This window comes from Nocardioides caldifontis, assembly GCF_008087345.1.
Classification (GTDB): Bacteria; Actinomycetota; Actinomycetes; order Propionibacteriales; family Nocardioidaceae; genus Marmoricola_A; species Marmoricola_A caldifontis.
The window spans coordinates 471,002-494,670 of sequence record NZ_ML701736.1 but is presented as its reverse complement, the minus strand read 5'-3'; the positions used below and the strand labels follow the sequence as shown (position 1 = coordinate 494,670).

At 72.1% G+C, this 23,669-nt stretch carries 23 protein-coding genes; 9 read left to right on the top strand and 14 right to left on the bottom strand.

Annotated elements, in window-relative coordinates:
* Window positions 1–31 precede the first annotated feature (31 nt).
* The 4 genes from FIP57_RS05180 (at window position 32) to FIP57_RS05165 (ending at window position 3,689) form a co-directional block, all read left to right on the top strand.
* Entirely contained in the window at window positions 32–559 is a 528-nt protein-coding gene (locus FIP57_RS05180) for a PaaI family thioesterase (RefSeq protein WP_148572425.1), read from the top strand.
* Between the two features lie 137 nt (window positions 560–696).
* Window positions 697–1,698, top strand: a complete 1,002-nt coding sequence (locus FIP57_RS05175; RefSeq protein WP_148572424.1) for an ATP-binding cassette domain-containing protein — start codon at window positions 697–699, stop codon at window positions 1,696–1,698.
* Window positions 1,695–2,450 (top strand): ABC transporter permease, encoded by a 756-nt coding sequence (locus FIP57_RS05170; RefSeq protein ID WP_148572423.1) that lies wholly within the window; start codon window positions 1,695–1,697, stop codon window positions 2,448–2,450. Before FIP57_RS05175 ends, FIP57_RS05170 begins: the two co-directional genes overlap by 4 nt.
* 120 nt (window positions 2,451–2,570) lie before the next feature.
* Window positions 2,571–3,689 carry an ATP-binding protein gene (locus tag FIP57_RS05165; protein WP_148572422.1) on the top strand — a complete coding sequence of 373 codons (1,119 nt, stop codon included), beginning with the start codon at window positions 2,571–2,573 and terminating at the stop codon, window positions 3,687–3,689.
* A gap of 75 nt (window positions 3,690–3,764) precedes the next feature.
* Here FIP57_RS05165 and FIP57_RS05160 read toward each other — a convergent pair whose 3' ends face one another.
* The 8 genes from FIP57_RS05160 to FIP57_RS05125 form a co-directional block, all read right to left on the bottom strand.
* Window positions 3,765–4,271 (bottom strand): GNAT family N-acetyltransferase, encoded by a 507-nt coding sequence (locus FIP57_RS05160; protein WP_148572421.1) that lies wholly within the window; start codon window positions 4,269–4,271, stop codon window positions 3,765–3,767.
* Window positions 4,272–4,275: 4 nt separating this feature from the next.
* Window positions 4,276–6,666 (bottom strand): ATP-binding cassette domain-containing protein, encoded by a 2,391-nt coding sequence (locus tag FIP57_RS05155; RefSeq protein WP_148572420.1) that lies wholly within the window; start codon window positions 6,664–6,666, stop codon window positions 4,276–4,278.
* Window positions 6,667–6,799: 133 nt separating this feature from the next.
* Window positions 6,800–7,252 (bottom strand): pyridoxamine 5'-phosphate oxidase family protein, encoded by a 453-nt coding sequence (locus tag FIP57_RS05150; protein WP_203231062.1) that lies wholly within the window; start codon window positions 7,250–7,252, stop codon window positions 6,800–6,802.
* A gap of 5 nt (window positions 7,253–7,257) precedes the next feature.
* On the bottom strand, window positions 7,258–7,674 hold the full coding sequence (locus FIP57_RS05145; RefSeq protein WP_148572419.1) for a VOC family protein: 417 nt from the start codon (window positions 7,672–7,674) through the stop codon (window positions 7,258–7,260).
* A gap of 10 nt (window positions 7,675–7,684) precedes the next feature.
* Complete coding sequence (locus FIP57_RS05140) at window positions 7,685–8,128, bottom strand: helix-turn-helix transcriptional regulator (protein WP_148572418.1); 444 nt, start codon at window positions 8,126–8,128, stop codon at window positions 7,685–7,687.
* 103 nt (window positions 8,129–8,231) lie between these two features.
* Window positions 8,232–8,483, bottom strand: coding sequence for a DUF2695 domain-containing protein (locus FIP57_RS05135; protein ID WP_275266132.1), 252 nt, complete (start codon window positions 8,481–8,483; stop codon window positions 8,232–8,234).
* Between the two features lie 16 nt (window positions 8,484–8,499).
* Window positions 8,500–9,255 carry a lytic transglycosylase domain-containing protein gene (locus FIP57_RS05130; protein WP_148572416.1) on the bottom strand — a complete coding sequence of 252 codons (756 nt, stop codon included), beginning with the start codon at window positions 9,253–9,255 and terminating at the stop codon, window positions 8,500–8,502.
* 220 nt (window positions 9,256–9,475) lie between these two features.
* The gene (locus FIP57_RS05125) at window positions 9,476–10,321 is read right to left on the bottom strand and encodes an aldo/keto reductase (protein WP_148572415.1); all 846 of its coding nucleotides are present in this window, start codon (window positions 10,319–10,321) and stop codon (window positions 9,476–9,478) included.
* A 360-nt stretch (window positions 10,322–10,681) separates the two neighbouring features.
* Between FIP57_RS05125 and FIP57_RS05120 the strand changes: the two genes are divergently transcribed.
* A complete protein-coding gene (locus FIP57_RS05120) occupies window positions 10,682–12,874 on the top strand; it encodes a DEAD/DEAH box helicase (protein ID WP_148572414.1) in 2,193 nt (730 codons plus the stop codon).
* Here FIP57_RS05120 and FIP57_RS05115 read toward each other — a convergent pair.
* Entirely contained in the window at window positions 12,861–14,588 is a 1,728-nt protein-coding gene (locus FIP57_RS05115) for an alkaline phosphatase D family protein (protein ID WP_148572413.1), read from the bottom strand. The genes FIP57_RS05120 and FIP57_RS05115 overlap by 14 nt on opposite strands.
* A gap of 7 nt (window positions 14,589–14,595) precedes the next feature.
* Entirely contained in the window at window positions 14,596–15,612 is a 1,017-nt protein-coding gene (locus FIP57_RS05110; RefSeq protein WP_148572412.1) for a zinc-binding dehydrogenase, read from the bottom strand.
* 82 nt (window positions 15,613–15,694) lie between these two features.
* Here FIP57_RS05110 and FIP57_RS05105 point away from each other — a divergent pair, with 82 nt between their 5' ends.
* Entirely contained in the window at window positions 15,695–17,221 is a 1,527-nt protein-coding gene (locus FIP57_RS05105; protein WP_148572411.1) for a helix-turn-helix domain-containing protein, read from the top strand.
* Window positions 17,222–17,275: 54 nt separating this feature from the next.
* Here the strand turns inward: FIP57_RS05105 and FIP57_RS05100 are convergent, their stop codons facing one another.
* Window positions 17,276–17,551, bottom strand: coding sequence for a TFIIB-type zinc ribbon-containing protein (locus FIP57_RS05100; RefSeq protein ID WP_148572410.1), 276 nt, complete (start codon window positions 17,549–17,551; stop codon window positions 17,276–17,278).
* A 41-nt stretch (window positions 17,552–17,592) separates the two neighbouring features.
* Here FIP57_RS05100 and FIP57_RS05095 point away from each other — a divergent pair, with 41 nt between their 5' ends.
* The 3 genes from FIP57_RS05095 to FIP57_RS05085 all read left to right on the top strand — a co-directional run bounded on the left by FIP57_RS05095 (window position 17,593) and on the right by FIP57_RS05085 (window position 20,429).
* On the top strand, window positions 17,593–18,465 hold the full coding sequence (locus FIP57_RS05095; RefSeq protein WP_238993290.1) for a glycerophosphodiester phosphodiesterase family protein: 873 nt from the start codon (window positions 17,593–17,595) through the stop codon (window positions 18,463–18,465).
* On the top strand, window positions 18,462–19,799 hold the full coding sequence (locus FIP57_RS05090; protein WP_148572409.1) for an MFS transporter: 1,338 nt from the start codon (window positions 18,462–18,464) through the stop codon (window positions 19,797–19,799). The genes FIP57_RS05095 and FIP57_RS05090 overlap by 4 nt, the downstream gene beginning before the upstream one ends.
* Window positions 19,800–20,051: 252 nt before the next feature.
* The gene (locus FIP57_RS05085) at window positions 20,052–20,429 is read left to right on the top strand and encodes an RNA polymerase-binding protein RbpA (RefSeq protein ID WP_148572408.1); all 378 of its coding nucleotides are present in this window, start codon (window positions 20,052–20,054) and stop codon (window positions 20,427–20,429) included.
* Window positions 20,430–20,451: 22 nt separating this feature from the next.
* Here the strand turns inward: FIP57_RS05085 and FIP57_RS05080 are convergent, their stop codons facing one another.
* Genes FIP57_RS05080 through lnt form a run of 3 tightly spaced genes read right to left on the bottom strand, consistent with a single transcriptional unit; the run spans window position 20,452 to window position 23,359 of the window.
* Window positions 20,452–20,973 carry an FxsA family protein gene (locus FIP57_RS05080; RefSeq protein WP_148572407.1) on the bottom strand — a complete coding sequence of 174 codons (522 nt, stop codon included), beginning with the start codon at window positions 20,971–20,973 and terminating at the stop codon, window positions 20,452–20,454.
* Window positions 20,970–21,752 carry a polyprenol monophosphomannose synthase gene (locus tag FIP57_RS05075; RefSeq protein WP_238993289.1) on the bottom strand — a complete coding sequence of 261 codons (783 nt, stop codon included), beginning with the start codon at window positions 21,750–21,752 and terminating at the stop codon, window positions 20,970–20,972. Before FIP57_RS05075 ends, FIP57_RS05080 begins: the two co-directional genes overlap by 4 nt.
* Window positions 21,749–23,359 carry an apolipoprotein N-acyltransferase gene (gene lnt / locus FIP57_RS05070; protein ID WP_148572406.1) on the bottom strand — a complete coding sequence of 537 codons (1,611 nt, stop codon included), beginning with the start codon at window positions 23,357–23,359 and terminating at the stop codon, window positions 21,749–21,751. The genes FIP57_RS05075 and lnt overlap by 4 nt, the downstream gene beginning before the upstream one ends.
* Window positions 23,360–23,669 lie beyond the last annotated feature (310 nt).

Genomic DNA, 23,669 nt, shown 5'->3' with positions numbered 1-23,669 from the left:
CAGACCCAGCAAGCGGTGGCAGGCTGCGTCCATGACCCAGACCCAGCCGTTGTCCGACAGCCCCACGTTCGCGACGCGCTCCCGCACGGTGGAGTGGGTCTCGCCCGGCCAGACCGACCTGTCGAAGATCGCCGGGCTCGACGGGCTGGCGCAGCTGCAGGCGACGGTGGCGGGCGAGCTGCCGCGGCCGCCGATCATGGACACCCTCGACTTCGAGGACTTCCGCCCCGAGGCCGGGCGCGTGGTGGTGACGATGCGCGCGCAGGAGTTCCACTACAACCCGCTCGGGTCGGTGCACGGAGGCGTGCTGTCGTCGCTGCTCGACACGGCCGCGGCCTGCGCGGTGCACTCGACGCTGGCGCCGGGGGAGGGCTACACCTCGCTGGACCTCAACGTGAAGTTCCTCCGCCCGGTCACCCTCGATTCCGGTCTCCTCACCTGCGAGGGCACGGTCATCCAGCGCGGCCGGCGCACGGCGCTGGCGCAGGCGGAGGTCAAGGACGAGGCCGGGAAGCTCGTGGCGCACGCGACCAGCAGCTGCATGATCTTCACCGGCTGAGAGGCACATCGGCCCCGGCCGATGAGTTCTGTCGGTGGGCGGCGTCAGACTCCCTGCTGCCGGCAAACCCGGTTGACCCTCGCGGTCCGCCGTGGCCATCCTCGCCGGTGGTGCACGCGCGACACAGGGAGCCGCCCATGATCACTGCACGCGGACTCGTGCAGACCTTCGAGACCCGGCAGGGGAGGACCAGGACCTCCGTGACCGCCGTCGACGGCGTCGACCTCGACGTCGCCGAGGGCGAGATCGTCGGGTTCCTCGGCCCGAACGGCGCCGGGAAGACCACCACGCTGCGGATCCTCACCACGCTGCTGAAGCCGACGGCGGGCACCGCCACGGTCGCGGGGTACGACGTCGCGACCCAGCCGGTGCAGGTGCGCCGGAGCATCGGCTACTGCTCCCAGGTCGGTTCGACCTTCTCCGGTGCGTACGCCGGCGACGAGGTCGTCGACCACGGGATGCTCTACGGGATGTCCCGCAAAGACGCCACCAGGGAGGGGCAGCGGCTCTTCGAGCAGCTGCAGCTAGACGGCCTCTGGCGGCGGATGCCCAAGAACATGTCGGGCGGACAAAAAAGACGGCTCGACATCGTCATGGGGCTGATCCACCGGCCGTCGCTGATCTTCCTCGACGAGCCGACGACCGGGCTGGACCCGCAGGCGCGTGCGAACCTGTGGGGCCACATCCAGCGGCTGAGGGGCGAGCAGGGAGCGACGGTCTTCCTGACCACGCACTACCTCGACGAGGCCGACGCGCTGGCGGATCGGATCGTGATCATCGACAAGGGGCGGATCGTCGCCTCCGACACCGCCGACAACTTGAAGGCGCAGGTGGCCGGCGACCTGGTGACGCTAGAGGTGGCCACCGACGACCAGGTGGCGACCGCGCGCGACAAGCTCGGGTCCATCTCGGCCGACCTCGAGGTGCAGGGGAGGAGCGTCAGCGGCCGCGTCGGGCGCGCGGGCCGCGCGGTGCCGGGGCTCCTGCGGGAGCTCGAGGCGTCCGGCGTGACCCTCGAGTCGATCGAGGTCGCCCGCCCCACCCTCGACGACGTGTTCCTCTCGCTCACCGGCCGGACGCTGCGTGACGCGGAGGCCGCTGCCGAGGCTGCCCCCGAGCCGGAAGGAGTGCCCGCGTGAGCACCTTCGTGCGCGAGAGTCTCATCGTCTTCAACCGCCAGCTGCGGATGAACCTGCGCAACCCCGCATGGGTGATCATCGGGATGCTCCAGCCGGTGCTCTACCTGCTGCTCTTCGGGCCGCTGCTCGAGCCGGTGATCAGCCAGCTGGGCGGCAACAAGTACACCTGGTTCGTCCCCGGCATGCTCGTCCAGCTCGGCATCTTCGGTGCGTTCTTCGCCGGCTTCAGCCTGATCGGCGAGTGGCGCGAAGGGGTCATCGAAGCCGAACGCGTCACGCCGGCCAGCCGGGCGGCGCTGCTGTTCGGCCGGCTCTACCGCGACCTGCTCCAGCTCTTCGTCCAGGCGGTGATCCTGGTGGTGCTCGGGCTGGCCCTGGGAATGGACTTCAACCTCGCCGGCATCTTGCTCGGGGTGGTCCTCACGCTGCTGCTCGGCGGTGCTTGCGCCGCGGCGTCGAACGCCTTCGCCCTGACGGTGAAGAGCGAGGACGTGATGGCCCCGGTGATCAACCTCGTGATGATGCCGGTGCTGCTGCTCTCCGGGATCCTGCTGCCGATGAGCTTCGGCGCCGACTGGCTCGACCGGCTCTCGGACTTCATGCCGATCCGGCACGTGGTCGACGCCGTCCGCGGCGCGTTCTTCGGCGACTACGACGTCTCGACGCTCGGCTGGGGAGTGGGCTGGACGGTGCTGCTGTTCGGCGCCGCGGTCTGGTGGGGCGTCTCCGTCTTCCGCCGCGAGAACGCCTGACCGCCGAGCCGTCGCATCTTCACCCCCGCGAGCGGCGAGCCGGCGCTTCCCGTCACAGAATGATGAAAGATGATGAACATGTGCTAGCATGATGAAACTTGATGAAGGGGGTGTCGCATCGTGAAGCGCAGCCCCTTCCGTCCGTCGTTCGGCACCAACCCGCCGCTGATCGCCGGCCGGGACGCCATCGTCGCCGAGATCGGGGACGCGCTGGACTCCGGGCCCGGCGCCCCCGGGCGGGCTGCGCTCTTCACCGGCAACCGGGGCATCGGCAAGACCGTGATGCTCAACGAGGCCGAGGCGCAGGCCCGGGAGCGCAGCTGGCTCGTCGTCTCGGAGACCGCCACGCGAGGGTTGCTGGACCGGCTGACCACGGAGGCGCTCCCGGAGCTCGCCGCGCAGCTGCGCCAGGGGCCCGCGCGGCGGCGACGGATCTCCGGGGTGAGCCTGCCGGCGAACCTCGGCGGCATCGAGTTCGACCTCCCGCCGGCGGAGGGGCCAGGAGGCCTGCGCTCCCAGCTCAACGCGATCACCGAGCAGCTCGAGCCGCACGGCACCGGGCTGCTGCTCACCCTCGACGAGGTGCACAGCCGTCAGGGGAGGGACGACGTCGCGCAGCTCTGCGCGGTGGTCCAGCACGCGTTCCGGGAGGAGCGGCCGCTGGCCTTCGCGGCCGCCGGGCTGCCGGCCGCGGTCCAGGACCTGCTGACCTCCGACGTCTCGACGTTCCTGCGGCGGGCGCGGCGGTTCGTGCTGGAGCCGCTCAGCGAGGTCGCCTCGGAGGAGGCGCTCCGGGTGCCGGTCACCCAGGCGGGTCGCCGGATCGGCGAGGAAGCGCTGCGTACGGCGGCCGAGGCGACGTACGGCTACCCGTTCCTGATCCAGCTCGTCGGTGACCAGATGTGGCGCCAGGACCCGGGTTCGCGGTCGATCACCGTCGAGCACGTCCGGGCCGGGATCCGGGCGGCGCGCCGCGAGGTCGGCTTCTCGGTGCACGAGCCGGCGCTGAACGACCTCTCCGAGGTCGACCGCGACTTCGTGAAGGCGATGGCCGAGGACGTCGGCGAGTCCTCGATCGCGCAGGTCGCCGAGCGGCTCGGGCGCGACCACGGGTACGTGTCGCGGTACCGCAGCCGGCTGATCGTCGCCGGGATCATCGAGCCGACCCGTCGCGGCTACGTCGACTTCACGATCCCGTACATGAGGGAGTTCGTCCGGGCCAACCTCGAGAGGCTCTGACGCCGGGGAGGGGCCTCGGGGCCTCGACCCGCACCAGCCTCTCTACCAGTTGACATAATGTGCCTTATCGGCGAACTACTCAGGAGCGGGACCAGCCCCTCTCGACCCCGTTCGAGCTCCCGTCAGCACTGTCGTCGTCCCCTCGCTGACGACCTTCAGACCACGCCGCGTGCACGCCTCCACCGTCAGCGACGGGTTCTCGCCGAGGTCGACGACCGGCACCTTGCCGAGCTCCGTCACCTGATCGATGGCCGCCTTGAGCAGCTGGCGTGCGAACCCCGCCTCGTGCCGGTCCGGCCTCACGAACAGCTTCTCGACGGCCACCTGCTGCCCGACCGGCGTGCCGGTCCGGTCGTGCACCAGGGTGGCCAAGGCGTCGTCCGGTTGACATAGCTGCACGTGACCCACGACGTTCCGTGTCGGCGTCACGTGCATCGGCGCCATGTCGTAGACCCAGGACTGCAGGGGGTCGTGCTCGGTGAGCCACCCCTCGAGCCCGTCAGGAGCCGTCGGCGGATGGGACGAGGACCTCAGGACCGCCACCAGCACCTCGAGGTCCTCGTCGCGTCGCGCCCGGATCATCCGCTCACGCGCCGACGTACTCCGCGAGGTGCTGGCCGGTCAGCGTCGAGCGTGCTGCGACGAGGTCCGCCGGCGTGCCCTCGAAGACCACCTGGCCGCCGTCGTGACCGGCGCCCGGGCCGAGGTCGATGATCCAGTCGGCGTGCGCCATGACCGCCTGGTGGTGCTCGATGACGATCACCGACTTGCCCGACTCGACGAGCCGGTCCAGCAGCCCCAGCAGCTGCTCGACGTCGGCGAGGTGCAGCCCGGTCGTCGGCTCGTCGAGGATGTAGACCTCGCCCTTGTCCGCCATCTGGGTGGCCAGCTTGAGCCGCTGCCGCTCGCCCCCGGACAGCGTCGTCAGCGGCTGGCCCAGCGTGAGGTAGCCCAGCCCGACGTCGGCCAGCCGGTCGAGGATCTTGTGCGCCGCCGGCAGCCGCGCCTCGCCGTCGGAGAAGAACTCTTCGGCCTCGGCCACCGACATCCCGAGCACCTCGCTGATGTCGCGGCCGCCGAGCTCGTACTCCAGCACTGCCGGCTGGAACCGCTTGCCCTCGCAGTCCTCGCAGGTGGTCGCGACGCCGGCCATCGTCGCGAGGTCGGTGTAGATGACGCCGGCGCCGTTGCAGGTCGGACAGGCGCCCTCGGAGTTGGCGCTGAACAACGCCGGCTTCACGCCGTTTGCCTTGGCGAACGCCTTGCGGATCGGCTCCAGCAGTCCGGTGTACGTCGCCGGGTTGCTCCGCCTCGACCCCTTGATGGCGCTCTGGTCGATCGCCACCACGCCGTCACGACCCGCGACGGAGCCGTGGATCAGCGAGCTCTTGCCGGAGCCGGCCACGCCGGTGACCACGCAGAGCACGCCGAGCGGGACGTCGACGTCCACGTCGCGCAGGTTGTGGGTGGACGCGCCCCGCACCTCGAGCGCACCGGTCGCCGACCGCACCGACTCCTTCAGCCTCGCCCGGTCGTCGAGGTGCCGGCCGGTCAACGTGTCACTGGCGCGGAGCTCGTCGACCGTCCCCTCGAAGACCACCTGTCCGCCGTCGGTGCCGGCGCCCGGGCCGAGGTCGACGACGTGGTCGGCGATCGCGATCGTCTCCGGCTTGTGCTCCACGACGAGCACGGTGTTGCCCTTGTCGCGCAGCTGCAGCAGCAGGGCGTTCATCCGCGCGATGTCGTGCGGGTGCAACCCGATCGACGGCTCGTCGAAGACGTAGGTCACGTCGGTGAGCGACGAGCCGAGGTGACGGATCATCTTCGCCCGCTGCGCCTCACCCCCGGAGAGCGTCCCGGCCGGCCGGTCCAGCGAAAGGTACCCCAGCCCGATGTCGACGAACGAGTCGAGCGTCTCCCCCAACGCCTTCAGCAACGGCGCGACCGTCGGCTCGTCGAGGCTGCGCACCCACTCCGCGAGGTCGCTGATCTGCATCGCGCACACGTCGGCGATGTTCTTCCCGTCGATCTTGGACGACCGCGCCTCGGGAGCGAGCCGCGTGCCCTCGCAGTCCGGACAGGTCGTGAACGTCACCGCCCGCTCGACGAACGCCCTGATGTGCGGCTGCATCGCCTCGACGTCCTTGGACAGGAACGACTTCTGGATCTGCGGGATCAGCCCCAGGTAGGTCAGGTTGATCCCGTCGACCTTGATCTTGGTGGCCTCCTTGTAGAGGAGGTCGTGGAGCTCCTTCTTGGTGTACTTCTTGATCGGCTTGTCGGGGTCGAACCAGCCGCAGCCGCGGTAGATGCGGCCGTACCACCCCTCCATGCTGTAGCCCGGGATGGTCAGCGCGCCCTCGTTGAGCGACTTCGAGTCGTCGTACAACGCGGACAGGTCGAAGTCGTTGACCGCGCCCATCCCCTCGCACCGCGGGCACATCCCGCCGAGCCGGTTGAACGTCGCCTTCTCGGCCTTCGTCTTCCCGCCCCGCTCGACGGTGATCGCCCCGCTGGCGCGCACGGACGGCACGTTGAACGAGAAGGCGTTGGGCGGCCCGATGTGCGGCTTCCCGAGCCTGCTGAAGAGGATCCGGAGCATCGCGTTGACGTCGGTGGCGGTGCCGACCGTCGACCGTGGGTTGGCGCCCATCCGCTCCTGGTCGACGATGATCGCCGTCGTCAGCCCCTCGAGGACGTCGACCTCGGGACGGGCCAGCGTCGGCATGAACCCTTGCACGAAGGCGCTGTAGGTCTCGTTGATCAGCCGCTGGGACTCCGCGGCGATCGTGCCGAAGACCAGCGAGCTCTTCCCCGACCCCGACACTCCGGTGAAGACGGTGAGCCGTCTCTTGGGGATCTCGACGCTGACGTCCCTGAGGTTGTTGACCCTCGCCCCCACCACCCTGATCAGGTCGTGGGTGTCAGCGGCGTGCGCCGGCATGCCGGCCGCGCGGTCGCGAGTGGCGGTGGTCATCCTGCCTCCCTGTGGGTCCTGGGGACCGAGCGGCGCCGTCGGTGCGCGCCCTCCCCCGTCTGTCCTCGTGCGGTCGATCCAACCATCCCGCGCCGACAGCGCGCGGCACGTCGGCGCCATGGCAGATCGGCGGTCACACCAGCCAGCGCCCCTCGCGCATCAGGGTGCGCCCCGGGATCTCGTCGACCTCGCGCCATGCCTGCACCCGCTCGGGGCGGAGCACCACGAAGACGTAGCCCTCGCTCCCCCGCGGGTCCCAGTCCGCCTGCGCTGCGTACGCCGCACCGAGCTCGGTGTCCTCGTCCACGCCCACGGTGCGCTCGACGACGGCGTCGAGCATCACGACGTCGCGCGTGGGTCCGACACCGAGCCTGGCCCGGCCGGTGGCGGCCAGGTGGCGTGCGGTGCGCGAGCCGCGGTCGATCGCGATCACCGCCCGCCCGTCGGCCCAGCAGAGTGACAACGGGACGAGGTAGGGCTCCCCGGCGGTCGACGCGGTGGCCACCCACACGTCGACCGCCGGGGAGGACAGCTGTGCCAGGGAGTCGGCCTTGCGGCTCTCCTTCTCGCGGGGTCCCTCCACCACGCCGGTCAGGGGAGCTGCTGGATGCGGACGGTGTTGCCGGCCGGGTCGCGGAAGGCGCAGTCGCGGGTGCCCCAGTCCTGGTCGGTCGGCTCCTGCATGACCTCGCCGCTGCCGGCGGCCTGGACGCGCTCGAAGACGGCGTCGACGTCCTTCGCGGCCAGCATGATGCTGGCGAAGGTGCCCTTGGCCATCATCTCGGCGATCGTCCTGCCCTCCTCCTCGGTGATGCCCGGATCGGCGGTGGGCGGGTAGAGCACGATGTTGGTGTCGGGCTGGTCCGGCGGGCCGATCGTCAACCACCGCATGCCGCCGTAGCCGACGTCCTTGCGGACCTCGAAGCCGAGCGCGTCGCGGTAGAACGCGAGCGACGCGTCGGGGTCGGTGTGGGGCAGGAAGCTCGAGTGGATGGTGATGGTGTCCATGACGAGCACGCTAGTGGGGCCCGGCGGACCGTGCTTCTCGATTCCTGACCGGTCGCGTGACCCTCTTGGCGACGCAGGGCGCCATCCCCTCGGTCGCGTCGGCGTGGTCGCGGCGGTAGGTGCTCGGCGGCACTCCGACCAGCTCGGTGAAGCGGGTGCTGAAGGTGCCGAGCGAGGAGCAGCCGACGGCGAAGCACACCTCGGTGACGCTGAGGTCGCCGCGGCGCAGGAGCGTCATGGCCCGCTCGATGCGGCGGGTCATCAGGTAGGAGTACGGCGACTCGCCGTAGGCCTTGCGGAACTCCCGGCTCAGGTGGCCCGCCGACATCCCGACCCCTCGGGCGAGCGCCTCGACGTCGAGCGGCTGGGCGTACTCCCGGTCGATCCGGTCGCGGACCCGGCGCAGCAAGGTGAGGTCCCGGAGCCGCTGCTCGGTCGCCCCTCTGCTGCTCACGCGTCGGATCGTGCCACAACGAGCGGGAGGTCGTCAGTTGCCGCCGTGCGTCCGCGGTCAACGGTCGATGCCGATGCCGTGGCGTCGAGATGGGTGGCGCCCCTCAACGGCGCTGCCGCACCCAGTGGGTGCACCGCTGGGTGGAGCCGGTCCGCACGCCCTCGCTCACCGTGCCGGGGACGCGCAGGCGGCGGTCGAGCGTGACCCCGTTGAGGAACAGCCCGCAGGTGCAGAAGCCGCCCATCCGGCCGAGCCGTTGCTCGAGGGCCTTCGCGCGCGGCGCCCGCAGGTCGCGGTAGCGGATGGCCCAGCCGAGGCTGGTGGCGCAGCCGTGGTCGGTGATCATCCGGTGCACGTAGCAGTAGCGGCAGTCAGCCGAGCAGGCGGGCGCGGGTCCGTGGGTAGCCGTGGTCGAGGAGGAACGTCCCCCGCCGGTGCTCGTAGAGCACCTGCCAGTGCCAGTAGCCGCGATAGCTCTCCGGCGCCCGGCGGAGCTGCTCGGCGTACCGCAGCACCGCCCCGACGTAGTTGTCGGACGGGTTGTAGTGCCACACCGCACCGGCCATGTCGCCGGGAGCCCCGTTGGCCCGGAGCAGCCGTGCCGCGGCCAGGATCGAGTCGCGGACGTCCCGGATGTCGCCGCCCTCGCCGTACAGCTCCCAGGTGGTGGGGAGGAACTGCATCGGCCCCAGCGCGCCGGCGCTGCTCACGCCGCGGATCCGTCCCATGCGGGTCTCGACCAGGTGGATCGCGGCGAGGTGCTGCCACGGCACCCCGACCTCGCGGGCGGCGTACCGGTAGTGGCGCAGCAGCTCGGCGGGCGGTGGGGGCTCGACGATCCGCCACCGCGGCAGCCGCAGCTGCGGCTCGGTCAGCGCGTCGAGCAGCCCGGCGGCCTCGACGTGTGCCCTCGTCCGTGACCGCACTGCCCCGCCGAGACGAGCCAGCACCTCGTCGCGGACCTCCTCGGGGCCACGCGCGAGACCGCGGGCGGCGCGCTGCTCGAACCGGCCGGCTAGCCGCAGCTCCTCGGCGCCGGCCGACGGGTCGCGCACGACGGAGACGGCCGTGCGCAGGTGGCGGGCGAGCGCCTCCGGGCGCCGCAGCGGCGGCGCCTCGGGCAGCACCCCCGCCCTCTCCCGTACGCCGGACGCCCCGCTGTCCCCCGCGTCACCGCTCGGGGTCTCCGCAGGGCCGGGGGTGGTTGACGGACGGTCCTCCTGCGCCGGCGAGGATGAGGACGGCGAGGATGAGGGCGGCGGCGATGACGACGTGCAGCCCGGGAGCACGAGAACGGCCAGGGCGACGGTCACCGCCGTCGCCCTGGCCGGCCGGACGTCCATCGCGTCAGTCGGGGACGTAGTCGAACGTCTTCGGGTCGGGTCCGGTGCGCCCCTCCGCGCCACGGTCGAGCGAGGAGATCCGGTGGAGCTGGTCGTCGGTCAGCTCGAAGTCGAAGATCGCGAAGTTCTCCTCCATGCGCTCGCGGCGCATCGACTTGGGGAACACGATGTCGCCGCGCTGCACGTGCCAGCGCAGGGTGACCTGCGACGGCGTGCGCCCGACCTCCTGCGCGACCTCGTTCACGACCGGGTCGTCGACGACCTTGCCCTTCGCGATGGGCGCCCAGGCCTCGACCTTCGCGCCGTGCTCGAGGGACGCCGCGCGGGCGGCCTCGTTGCCGAAGAACGGGTGCACCTCGATCTGGTTGACGACCGGCACGACGCCGGTCTCGTCGACCAGCCGCTGCAGGTGGTCCGGCTCGAAGTTGGACACGCCCACCGAGGTCAGCGCGCCCTCCTCCACGAGCCCGGCCATCGCCTTCCAGGTCGAGACGAAGTCGCCGTCGTACCTGGTCGGGAGCGGCCAGTGGATCAGGAAGAGGTCGACCCGGTCGAGCTGCAGCCGCTGCAGCGACTCGGCGAACGAGCGCCGGACGTCGTCGGGCCGGTGGTTGTTGTTGTTGAGCTTGGTGGTGACGTACAGCTCGTCGCGCGCGATGCCGGAGCGCTTGATCGCGGCACCGACGCCGGCCTCGTTCTGGTACATCTGCGCGGTGTCGATGTGGCGGTAGCCGACCTCGAAGGCCGTGCTCACGGTCTCCTCGGTGTGCTCCGGCGGCACCTGGAACACGCCGAAGCCGAGTTGGGGCACGGAGGTGCCGTCGTGCAGGGGGATGCGGGGGATGGACATGACCCCACCTTGCCCGGCGGCCCCGGAGGTCAAGCGCGCACCCGGGGACGAAAGGCCATGACTCCCCCGACACCCCGAGGTCGTGGCACGCACCGCGTCGTGACGGGGGTAGCATGGCGGCAGCATCCATCTCGTGGTGCTGCCCGCTCGGGCGGCACCCCCGTCGAGCGGTGGTCGGCCGCTCCCGCCAGCTACGCGGGAGCACACGGGCGAGGCCCGCTCGGTCGACCGGCGCCGAGGCGCCGGCCGGCAGTCCGCAGGGGCGGTTCCCGTCCGTCACCGGTGCAGCGGTGCGGAAGGGCCGGGACGAGGTGCCGCCGTAACGCCGTGCTCGGGCACGGCGCCCAGAGGAGGATCTCCGTGGCTCGACGAGCCCAGCGCCGACCCGGCGCCACACGCACCGCGTCCCGTTCGCGACGCCAGGCGAGGGTGCTCGACAACGAGGGCATCATCCCGGTGCTCGCGCGAGCGGTGCGTGAGGTGGAGGGCGAGGCCCAGCGCGGCCACCTTCGCCCCTCTGCCCGCACGAAGTTCCAGGTCGTCGCGTTGCTGGTGCGCGAGGAGCGCGCCCGCGTCAAGGCCGACGAGGAGGCCACCGAGGCCTACCGCACCGAGCAGCTGAAGCGGCTCGACGGCGTCGCGACGATCCTCGCGAAGACCGCCGCCATGGACCCCTCGCTGTTCCAGCTCCTCGCCGAGGAGACGCCGGTGAGCGACGCCGCGCGGATGCTGCGGCGCGACATGCTGCTGACCGCCGGGGTCGAGGTCGGCCCCGAGCGGAAGAGCCCGACCGAGGGCGAGGGCCCCGACCTCAGCGAGCGCCAGGTCGTCCCGCGCTCGGTCGTCGCCCGCCAGCTCGCCAACCCGTTCCAGGCACCGGACTTCGACGCCGCGCGGCTCGCCGAGGCCCGTGAGCCGAGACCGCGCCGGCTGGCCACCTGGGAGCTCATCGGCCCGCTGCTGCGCTCCTTCGAGCAGGCCGCCGACGGCGCGGCCGCGTCGATGCAGCTCCCCGACCCCTCGTCGCTGCGCACGCGCACCGGACGCGACCTGATGCGCCACCAGGCCCAGGTGGTCGCGGCCACCCACGCGGGTCACCGGACCTTCCTGCTCGCCGACGAGCCCGGCCTGGGCAAGACCGCGCAGGCCCTCCTCGCCGCGGAGAGCGCCGAGGCCTACCCGCTGCTCGTCGTGGTGCCGAACGTCGTCAAGACCAACTGGGCCCGCGAGGCCGGGCTGTGGACCCCTCGCCGGCCGGCGACGGTGATCCACGGTGACGGCTACGACGTCGACGGCTTCGCCGACATCGTGGTGGTCAACTACGAGATCCTCGACCGGCACGTCGGATGGCTCGGCCGCTTCGGGTTCCGCGGCATGGTCGTCGACGAGGCCCACTACATCAAGAACAAGAGCTCCCAGCGCTCCCAGCTGGTGCTCCAGCTCGCCGACAAGATCCGGGCCCGCGCCGTGCGGCCGCTGATGATGGCGCTCACCGGCACCCCGCTGATCAACGACATCGAGGACTTCAAGGCGATCTGGCAGTTCCTCGGCTGGATCGACGACAAGAAGCCGCTGGGCGCGCTGATGGAGGCGCTCGAGGAGACCGGGCTCACCCCCGCCGACCCCGGGTTCTACCCGGCGGCCCGCCAGGCCGTCATCGACCTCGGCATCGTGCGCCGCCGCAAGATCGACGTGGCCGCGGACATCCCCGCCCGCCGCATCGCGGACATCCCCGTCGAGCTCGACGGCGAGCTCGGCCGCTCGATCCGCGAGTCCGAGCGGGCGCTCACCCGCCGGCTGCTCAAGCGCTACGACAGCGCCCTCCAGGCGCGCGCCGAGGCCAGCACCTCCGGCCCGGCCGTCGAGGGCATCGACCACGAGCTCGTGCGCCGGGTGGTCCGCTGGGAGCTCGAGGACACCACGACCCAGAAGGGCGAGGAGAACGTCTTCACGATGATCCGGCGGATCGGCCAGGCCAAGGCCGGGCTCGCCGCGGACTACACCGCCCAGCTGGCCCGCAGCGTCGGCAAGGTCGTCTTCTTCGCCAAGCACATCGACGTCATGGACGAGGCCGAGGAGACCTTCGCCCGGCGTGGGATGCGGTTCTCCTCCATCCGCGGCGACCAGACCACGAAGGTGCGGCAGGCCAACATCGACGCGTTCGTGAGCGACCCCGACGTCGCCGTCGCGGTCTGCTCGCTGACCGCCGCCGGCGTCGGCATCAACCTGCAGGTCGCCTCCAACGTCGTGCTCGCCGAGCTCTCCTGGACCGACGCCGAGCAGACCCAGGCCATCGACCGGATCCACCGCATCGGCCAGGACCAGCCGGTCACGGCCTGGCGGATCATCGCGGCGCAGACGATGGACACCAAGATCGCCGAGCTCATCGACTCCAAGGCCGGGCTCGCCGCGCGGGCGCTGGACGGCTCCGACGCCGAGGTCGGCTCGTCGGCCGACGTCCAGCTCGAGGCGCTGGTGTCGATGCTGACCGACGCGCTGACCGAGCGCGCGGAGTCGGCGCGCCCGGTGGGGGCCGGCTTCAGCGGGCTGTGAGGCCGGCGTCCTCGGTGCCCTCGGTGCCCTCCCGGTCGGCACCGGAGGCCGGGCCGACGACGAGGCGGGCGACCTCCTCGAGCTGTGGCCGGTCGTGGCGGTCCCCCGCCACGACGCCGCGCTTCCACCACATCTCGAGCCCCTCGGGGACCACCTCGAGGGTCGCGAGGTTGTTGTCGAACCACGGTCCCCTGACCCGGGACCAGCGGAACGGCGCCGGCGGCAGCTTCGCGGAGCGCGCGGCGATGGCGCCCATCGGCCCCGCGATCCCGTAGGAGAGCACCGCCGTCGCGAACCGCACCTTGCGTGGCAGCGGGTTGCGGATCGGCGAGCAGACCGCCTGCACGATCGCGGACCCGGGTGCCACGTCGCGGACGCGGCTCACGTAGCTGTGGTGGACGTCGCCGGAGAGGAACGTGACGGTCCGTGGCGCCCTCCCCCGCTCTCCCCGGGCCACCTCGAGGGCCATCTGTGCCACCTCGCGGAAGCCGTGCTGGAAGGCGCCCCAGTGCTCGAGGTCCCCGGTCTGCCGCAGCCACTCGCCCACACGCGCCCCGCGCCTGCCCCAGGCCCCTCCGGCGAGCGCCTCGCTGAACGACTCGAGGTGGTGCAGCCCCTCGGGCAGGAGGAACGGCAGCGAGGTGCCGACGAGGAGGTGCTCGCAGTCGCCGCGCATGTGGTCGTCGAGCCAGGCGAGCTCGTGGTCGTCGAGCATCGAGCGGTGGTCCTCGTCCAGGACGCGGGCGGCGCGCGAGTCGACCACGACGAGCCGGCAACCGCCGAGCTCGCGGGAGAAGCTCCACCGGTACGACGCGGGCTCACGGTCGACCCGGTCGGCGAAGGCGTCGAGCACCTCGGTGAGGTCGAGCTCGTCGGGGCCCTCGTGGGCGACGACCTGCTGCCAGAGCTCGTCCTCGGCCCGCTCGTCGGGCGAGAGGTTGCCGAGGTGCTGGTAGACCCAGTACGACGCCAGCCCCGCGACGATGCGGCCGTGCCACCAGTCGGTGGCGTTCATCTGCGCGCGCCACCGTGCGGAGGTGTTCCAGTCGTCGCGGACGTCGTGGTCGTCGAAGATCATCGCGCTCGGCAGCGTGGAGAGCAGCCAACGGTTGGCCGGGTCGCTCCACGCGAGCAGGTAGAGGTGGGCGTACTCCTCGAAGTCCTTCAGCTCGGTGCCGGGCGGCTCGTCGAGGCTGCGCCGCGAGGCGATGAACTCCTGCATCGCGTCGGTGGTCTCGTCGGCGTAGACCTGGTCGCCGAGGAACAGCACCATGTCCGGCCAGGGCAGCGTGTCGGCGTCGGCGGTCACCCCGGCCATCGCGAGCGCGTAGGCGCGGAGGGCGTCGACGCCGTGCTCCTTGTTGCCCGCCTCGTCGTGGCCGACGCTGGTGCGGCAGGAGCCGAAGGCGAGGCGCAGCGGCTTGCCGGGCTTGAGGGTCGCGATCACCGGGTCGGGCAGGTCGAGCCCCTCGACCGGCTGCGGCCAGGCGCGCTCCCCGTCCACGTCCACGGTGTACGGCGTGGTGGTGCCCGGCTCGAGCCCGGTGCACTCGACCAGCGCGAAGTGGTGGCCGTGCACCGCGAAGGTCCTCGCGGACCAGCTCCGCTCCCCCACGGTCACCGTGACGGTCGCCGTGGTCTCGGTCTCCACCCACACCGACGCCGTCGTCGTGTCGACGTGGCGCACGAGCGGCCCCAGCCGCAGCCCTGTCATCGCCGGCTCACGGCTCGAGGAGGACCTTGACGGCCCGCCGCTCGTCCATCGCCCGGTAGCCCTCGACCACCTGCTCCAGGGGCAGCGTCAGGTCGAAGACCGGCCCGGCGTCGAGGCGACCGGCGAGCGTGAGCCCGAGGAGGTGGTCGAGGTACGTCCGGACCGGCGCCATCCCGCCGGCGACGCCGATGTTGCGGCCGAACAGCGCGCGGGCCGGCAGCTCGACGCCGTGCGGGACGCCGACGACGCCGACGTTGCCGCCCGGCCGGACGGCCCGGAGCGCGGTGCGCACGGACTGGTCGGTCCCGACGCACTCGAGCACCGCGTCAGCGCCCACCCCGTCGGTGAGCTCGAGGACCGCCTCCTGCGCCTCGTCGCCGCGCGCTGCGACCACCTCGGTGGCGCCGAACTTCCGCGCGAGCGCCTGGCGGGGCTCGTGACGGGACATCGCGACGATGCGCTCGGCGCCGAGCTCGCGGGCCGCGAGGACACCGCAGAGCCCGACGGCCCCGTCGCCCACGACGACGACGGTGTCGCCCTCGGCCACGCGCGCGCTGACCGCCGCGTGCCACCCCGTCGGCAGCACGTCGGAGAGGGCGAGCAGCGAGGGGAGGTCGTCCCGCGTGGGCTCACCTGGCACGGTCACCAGGCTGCCGTCGGCCTGGTCCACCGCGACGTACTCCCCCTGGCCGCCCTCGGTGATCCCGAGGTTGCGGCAGGCAGCCGGCATCCCCTTGCGGCAGAGGTCGCAGGTGCCGTCGCAGTGGCAGAACGGGACGACGACGAAGTCGCCGGGGCGCACCCGCGTGACCTCGCTGCCGACCTCCTCCACGACGCCGACCGCCTCGTGACCGATCCGGCGGGGCTCTCGGACCGGGTCCTCGCCGCGGTACGGCCACAGGTCGGAGCCGCAGATGCAGCCGGCGACGACGCGCACGACGGCTCCGGTGGGACGGCGGACGGTCGGGGCCGGGTGCTCCTCGAGGCGGATGTCCCGCGGCCCGTGGATCGTCGTGACACGCATCCGCACACCCTAGACGTATGGTGAGCAAGGCCACCGCGTGTCGTTGGTGGCTCTATCTCATATGTGAGATAACGTCGCGCAGGTGAGAGACGACTACCTGGTCCGGATCGGCAAGCTCATCCGCGACGCCCGCACCCACCGGGGCTGGACGCAGCAGCAGCTCGCCGACGTTCTCGGCACGAGCCAGAGCGCCGTCAACCGCATCGAACGGGGGCACCAGAACATCACGCTGGACATGGTCGCGCGCATCGGCGAGGCGCTGGACTCCGACATCGTGTCGCTGGGCGCCGCCCCGACGCACCTGCGGGTGACGGGCCCCACGACCCTCTCGGGCAGCATCGACGTCAAGTCCTCGAAGAACGCCGGCGTCGCGCTGCTGTGCGCCTCGCTCCTCAACCGCGGCCGGACGACGCTGCGCAAGGTCGCCCGCATCGAGGAGGTCAACCGGCTCCTCGAGGTGCTGGCGAGCCTGGGCGTGCAGACCCGCTGGCTCAACGGCGAGGGCGACCTCGAGATCGTCCCGCCGGCCGAGCTCGACCTGTCCCGCATCGACGAGGAGGCGGCCCGCCGCACCCGCTCGGTGATCATGTTCCTCGGGCCGCTGCTCCACCGCGCGACCGCGTTCGAGCTGCCGTACGCCGGCGGCTGCGACCTCGGCACCCGCACGGTCGAGCCGCACCTCACCGCCCTCCGCCGGTTCGGGCTGGAGCTGAAGGCGACCGAGGGGTTCTACCACGCGACCGTCGACCCGAAGATCAACCCGACGCGCCCGATCGTGCTCACCGAGCGCGGCGACACCGTCACCGAGAACGCCCTGATGGCGGCCGCCCTGCACGACGGCGTGACGGTGATCCGCAACGCCAGCTCGAACTACATGGTCCAGGACCTCTGCTTCTACCTCGAGCGGCTCGGCGTCCGCGTCGACGGCGTCGGCACCACCACGCTGACCGTGCACGGCCGCCCGCACATCGACGTCGACGTCGACTACGCGCCCTCGGAGGACCCCATCGAGGCGATGTCGCTGCTCGCGGCGGCCATCGTCACCAGCTCGGAGATCACCATCCGCCGCGCGCCGATCGAGTTCCTCGAGATCGAGCTGGCGCTGCTGGAGGAGATGGGGTTCAAGTACACCCGCAGCGAGGAGTACGTCGCCGAGAACGGCAAGACCCGGCTGGTCGACCTGACCACCCACGTGTCCTGCCTGCACTCCCCCATCGACAAGATCCATCCGATGCCCTTCCCCGGGCTCAACATCGACAACCTGCCGTTCTTCGCGGTCATCGCGGCGGTCGCCCAGGGGCAGACGCTGCTCCACGACTGGGTCTACGAGAACCGGGCGATCTACCTCACCGAGCTCAACCGGCTCGGCGCGCGCGTGCAGCTGCTCGACCCGCACCGGGTCAGCATCGAGGGCCCGACGCGCTGGTCCGGCGCCGAGATCGTCTGCCCGCCGGCGCTCCGTCCGGCCGTGGTGATCCTGCTCGCGATGCTCGCCTCGAAGGGCACCTCGGTGCTCCGCTCGGTCTACGTGATCAACCGCGGCTACGAGGACCTCGCCAGCCGGCTCAACCACCTGGGCGCCTCGATCGAGACATTCCGGGACCTCTGAGTGGTTTCGACGGGCTCGACCACCCATGGTGGTCGAGCCCTCGAAACCCTGGCCTCAGCCGAAGAGGGTCTCCACGAAGCTGCGCGCGCGGGGGCGTGCCGGCGGCGGGGCGGTCATCCCGGCGGTGATCCGCGGGACCGGCTCGGTCTGCGAGTGCGCACCGCGGTGCCAGTCGTTCTCGGCCTCGGAGAGCAGTCCGAGCTCGCTGCGGTCGAGGAAGACACCGCCGCAGCCGACGCACCGGCTCACCCTCACGTCGCCGACGGCGTGCGGCTCCATCGCACCGGCACACCGGGGGCACCGCATCTCGTTCACGGCGTTCTCGTCCATGGCAGCCACGCTACCTCCGGTGGTCGGCAATACTGCGCCTCGTGACGACGCCACGCTGGGGGGCAGCCCGCCGCGGGCGGCCGAACCCGCCGACGGCGCCGCGCACCGGGCTCCCGTTCCTCGACGAACCGCACCGGAAGGGGGCGGTGGTGGCCATGGCCCACCGGGGCGGTGCCCTCCACCCCGACGTGGTCGGGCTGGAGAACACCATGCACGCCTTCCGGACGGCGGTCGGCCTCGGCTACCGCTACCTCGAGACCGACGTGCACGCGACCAAGGACGGAGAGGTCGTCGCCTTCCACGACGAGGAGCTCGAGCGGGTCACCGGGCTGCCCGGCCGCCTCACCGACCTGCCGTACGCCGAGGTGGCCGGCGCGCTCGTGGGCGGCAAGGAGCCGATCCCGCGGCTGGTCGACCTGCTCGAGGAGTTCCCGCACGCCCGATTCAACGTGGACCTGAAGTCACCCGAGGTCGTCGACCCGATGGTCGAGCTGGTCGTCCGCACCGGGGCGCAGGAGCGGCTCTGCATCGGCTCCTTCGTCGAGCGGGTGCTCCGCCGCTTCCGCCGCCGCTACGCCGCGCGCAGCTCGGTGCCCCTGGCCACCAGCTGCGGCATCGTCGCCGCCGGCCTGCACGCCTTCGTCCCCGCCGGCCACCGGCTGCAGCCGCTGGTGCGCGACGCGGGGCTGGTCTACCAGGTCCCGGTGCGGTTCCGCGAACGCGTGCCGGTCGTCGACGAGGCGTTCGTCGCGAGGGCACACGCGATCGGTCGGCATGTCCACGTCTGGACCGTCGACGACCGTGCTGAGATGGAGCGGCTGCTCGACCTGGGCGTGGACGGGCTGATCACCGACCGGACCGACGTCCTCCGCGACGTGCTCGTCGAGCGGGGCGAGTGGGAGGGAGCACGATGAGCGTCACCGGGGTCGCCGACCTGGGGCCGATCAACCGTCGGCGCGAGCACCGGTCGTGGTACTTCTACGACTGGGCCAACTCCGCGTTCGCCACGACGATCGCCGGTGTCCTGTTCGCGCCGTACCTCATCGAGGTCGCCGAGGAGGCGGCGGTCGACGACCGGATCAGCGTGCTGGGGCTCTCGGTCGCCCCGGGCTCGCTGCCGTCGTACCTCATCTCGTTCTCCACGATCGTCTCCGCGGTTCTCCTCCCCCTGATCGGCGCGTGGGCCGACCGCACGCCGCGCAAGAAGCAGCTGCTCGCGGGGTTCGCCTGGTCGGGGGCGGCGGTCGCGGCGCTGCTGTTCTTCGTCACCGGCGACAACTGGGAGCTCGGCGCCGTCACGTTCCTCGTCGCCAACCTGCTCTTCGGCAGCTCGCTGGTGATCAACGACTCGATCCTGGTCGCGATCTCCACCGAGGACGAGCGCGACGGCGTCTCCTCGCGCGGCTGGGCCGCGGGCTACGCCGGCGGGGGGCTGCTGCTCGCGATCAACTTCGTGATGCTGTCGGTGATGGACGACACCGCGCTCGCGGCGCGGCTGAGCATGCTCTCCGCGGCGATCTGGTGGGCGGCGTTCACCTTCATCCCGTTCCTCGGGCTGCGCAACCGTGAGCCGGTCCACGTGGCGCCGGTGGAGGGCGGGCTGCTCCGGCAGAGCTTCGGCCAGCTCGCCACGACGCTGCGCCACGTCCGCGGCTACCCGGTCACGCTGACGTTCCTGCTCGCCTACCTCTTCTTCAACGACGGCATCCAGACGGTGATCGCCTCCGCTTCGACGTACGGCGTGAAGGAGCTCGGCTTCGAGGAGTCGACGGTCCTCGCGACCTACCTGCTGGTGCAGTTCGTCGCGGTGCTCGGCGCCCTGGCGTTCGGCCGGCTGGCCGCGAGGTTCTCCGCCAAGCCGGTGATCCTCGGCGGGATCGTGATCTGGATGACGATCGTCACCGTCGCGCTGTTCGTGCCGGAGCAGCAGCTGGTGCCGTTCCTGCTGCTCGGCGCGGCGATCGGGCTGGTCCTCGGCGGCACCCAGGCGCTGGCCCGCTCGTACTACAGCATGCTGATCCCGCGGGGCTACGAGGCGGAGTACTTCAGCTTCTACCACGCGATGGAGCGCGGCACGTCGTGGTTCGGGACCCTGGTCTTCGGGCTGGTCTACCAGCTCACCGACTCCTACCGGCCGTCGATCTTCGCGCTGATCGCGTTCTTCGTGATCGGCGGTGCGCTGCTGCTCAAGGTCGACACCCAGCGCGGCATCCGGGAGGCCGGGAACACCCCGCCCTCGATCGCCTGAGGCGGACCGGAGCGGTCCGAAGCCGCCCGGGCGGTGTCCTGGCGCGGGACCCGAAGGTGTCAGGACGGCCAGGATCGGGCACCCTGGGATCCGAGGCGCCGGCGGTGGAACAAACCGGGCCCTCCCGATCGTTGTGCAATCTCGGGAGGACGTCGCTGCCGCCGTGCACCTACACGGCAGCGGATGCGACGTGCGCCTCGACGAACGGCCTCACGAGGGCCCACACACAGAAGGACGACGGAGGGTTTCGACATGGCAGAGCGCACACTGCGCGGAGCGCGGCTGGGTGGCCAGAGCTTCGAGGACGAGCGTGGGATCGAGTTCGCGGCTCGCCAGCGCGTTGCTTACGTATGCCCTCAGGGACACGAGTTCGACATCCCGATGGCGGCCGAGGCCGAGGTGCCGGCGCTCTGGGAGTGCCCGCGCTGCGGCGCCGAGGCGCTGAAGCGTGACGGCGAGCGCCCCGAGCCGAAGGCGGAGAAGCCCGCCCGCACCCACTGGGACATGCTCCTCGAGCGGCGCTCGGAGAAGGAGCTCGAGGAGATCCTCGCCGAGCGGCTCGAGCTGCTCCGCTCCGGCGAGATCGGCCCCGCCCACCTGCACCGCAGCGGCAAGTCCCGCTCCGCCTGACGGCGGGGCCCGGCCCCACGGCTCAGCGGTCGTCGTCGACGACCTCGCCCCGGATCACGTCCGCGTGACCGGGGCGTCGTGCTGTCCGCGCACCCGGGTCCCCGAACCCCGCGGGGTGGGTGCCGAACGGGCTCGCGCCGTGCGGGCCGGTCACGACGGTCCGGGCGACCAGCTTGCGGGTGACGAGCCCGGTCAGCAGCGCCCGCGCGACCGGCCGGGTGAACGGCAGGATGCAGAACAGCCCGACGACGTCGGAGACGAACCCCGGGGTTAGCAGCAGCGTGCCGCCGATCAGGATCAGCGCGCCGTCGGCGAGCTCCTTGGCCGGCATCCGGTGCGCCTCGAGCGCCTCGCGGAGGGCCGCCCAGGCCCGGCTGCCCTCGCGCTTCATCAACCACGAGCCCAGCGCGCCGGCGGCGAGCAGGACGAAGATCGTCCACCACGGACCGACCGCCTGCCCGAGCTGCACGATCAGGTAGATCTCGAGCAGGGGCAGCCCGACGAACAGCAGGGCCAGCACCCACCACGGCAGCCGTCGTCTCATCGTGACCGACTCCTCCCACTCCCCCTCGAGCGTACGGCGTCGACCCGAGCGGCGAGCCGGGCGCGACGCTCCTTCAACCCCCACACGGTGATCCGGCGCAGCGACTCGGCGGCCACCGCCCGGGTCATCTTCGACTCGCCGCGCTCGCGCTCGAGGAACTCGATCGGCACCTCGACGACGCGGAGGCCGGCCCGCACGGTGCGCAGCGTGAGGTCGGCCTGGAAGCAGTAGCCGACCGACTGCACGCCCCCCAGGTCGATCGTGCGGAGCGTCGAGGCCCGGAAGAGCCGGAACCCGGCGGTGACGTCGCGGACGGGGATCCCGAGGAGCAGCCGGGCGTAGAGGTTGCCGCCCACCGACAGCGCCTTGCGGAACGGGCTCCAGTTGACCACGCTCCCACCGGGGACCCACCGGGCGCCGATCACCAGGTCGGCGTCGCGGAGCGCCTCGACGAGCCGGTGGAGCTGCTCGGGCTGGTGGGAGCCGTCGGCGTCCATCTCGCCGACCACGTCGTAGCCACGCTCCAGGGCGACCGCGAAGCCGTGCAGGTACGCCGCCCCCAGCCCGGCCTTCTCCGTGCGGTGCACCACCGAGACCCGGGGGTCGTCGGCCGCCAGCCGGTCGGCGATCTCGCCGGTGCCGTCCGGGGAGTCGTCGTCGACGACGAGCACGTGGGTCTGGGGCGCTGCGGCGAGCAGCCGGTCGACGATCCAGGCGAGGTTGGCGGCCTCGTTGTAGGTCGGGACCACCATCACCATCCGGCCCGGGACCCCGCTCAACGGCCGCCTCCTGCCGCCGCCGGGTCGGCCGGCGCGGGCCGGGGTTCGGGCTGGGGTGCGGGCGCAGGGGCCGCGTCCGCGGTGGCGGCGGGCGGCGCGGGCCGGGCCGAGCGGCGGGTCCGGCGGTCCTGGGCGATCGTCGCGGACACCGCACCGGCTGCGACGAGCAGCAGCCCCAGCTCCCACCAGCGCGAGAAGCGCATCGCCGGGGTGAGGACGTCGCGCAGCGGGACCACGCGCTCGAGGACCGCGGTCTCCTTCACCGGCGCCCGGTCCACGACCGAGCCGTCGGGCGCGATGATCCCGGAGACGCCGTTGGTGGCCACCACGACGACCCAGCGGCTGGTCTCGAGGGCGCGGAGCCGGGCGGTGGCGAACTGCTGCTCGATCTGGCCGGTGTCCATGTAGGTGGCGTTGTTCGTCTGCACCACGAGCAGCTCGGCGCCGCCGTCGACCACGTCGTGCACCACCCCGTCGTACGCGACCTCGAAGCAGATCACGTCACCCACCGGGGTGCCGGCGAGGTCGAGCAGCCCGGGCTCGGTGCCGGGCACCATGTCGCGCGGGATCTGGTCGAGCCGCTCGAAGAGCTCGGCGAGCTGGGCGCGGTGCGGGATGTACTCACCGAAGGGCACCGGGTGGGTCTTCGAGTAGCTCTCCCCCGGCCCGGTGCCGGGCGACCAGACGATCCCCTGGTTGCGGACGTCGATCGGTCCGGGGCCGCCGACCATCGCGCCGACGAGGACCGGGACCCCGACGGCGTCGACGGCGCCCTGGATGTCCTCGGCCACCGACGCGTCCTCGAACGGGTCGATGTCGGTGGAGTTCTCCGGCCACACCACGAAGTCGGGGCGCTCGGTCGTGCCGGCGTCGATGCGTGCGGCGAGCTCGTGGGTGGCGCGCACGTGGTTGTCGAGCACCGCCCGCCGCTCGGCGAAGGCGTCCATCCCCTTGCCGGGGACGTTGCCCTGGACCGCGGCCACCCGCACGGTGTCGTCGCCGTCCGCGCCGGGTGAGGCCGCCCCGGCGAGCGCCGGCGTCGCGGCGACCAGCACCGCCACGGCCGCGGCGACCATGGCGCGCGGGCGGCGCCAGCGCCGCTCGAGGAGCAGCCACGCCAGGGTGGTGCCGAGCAGCGCCACCAGCGCGGAGGTGCCGGAGCTTCCCAGCCACGGCATCGCGGCCGCCAGCGGCGTGTCGACGGTGGCGAAGGCGAGCCGGCCCCACGGGAAGCCGCCCCACGGCACCGTCGAGCGGAGCAGCTCGGCGAGCACCCAGCAGCACGCCGCCCACAGCGGCCAGGCGGGCAGCCGCTGCACGCGGCCGAGGAGCACGCCGAGCAGCCCGAGGAAGAGCGCCTCGAGGAACGACAGCCCGATCCACGCGTCGACGCCGATGACCTGGATCCACGGCAGCAGCGCCAGCATGAACGCCATCCCGAAGAGCAGCCCGGTGCCGAACGCGCGGCGCCCGCGCAGCCCGTGCACCGCGATCGAGAGCCCGGCGACCGCGGGGACCAGGAGCACCACCCAGCCGAGCGGCTCGAACGCGGCGGCCGCGGCCAGGCCGGAGAACACGGCGAGGAGGACCCGAACGGTCCCCGACACACGCCGTCCGGCGCGTCCTGCGTCCACTGCTCCTCCGCTCCCTGGGAAGGAAGCCAACCTACCCGGCTGCGGACGCGGAAAAGGCCCGGCACCCTTCGGACCGACAGTGCTCACGCCGGCTGCGTGAGTCTCCCGCCGTTGTCTACTGGGCGCCGGACCCTTCCCGTGTTCCAACCCCGTCGCCACGCGACCCCGCGACGGACGGTCGCCGTTCCTTCGATCGTGGGGTTCGACCAGGATCAGCAACCACCTCGGACGCGGTGCGCGACTGCGGCCTGCTCGGTGGACGACGGGCAGACTGCCGAGAACT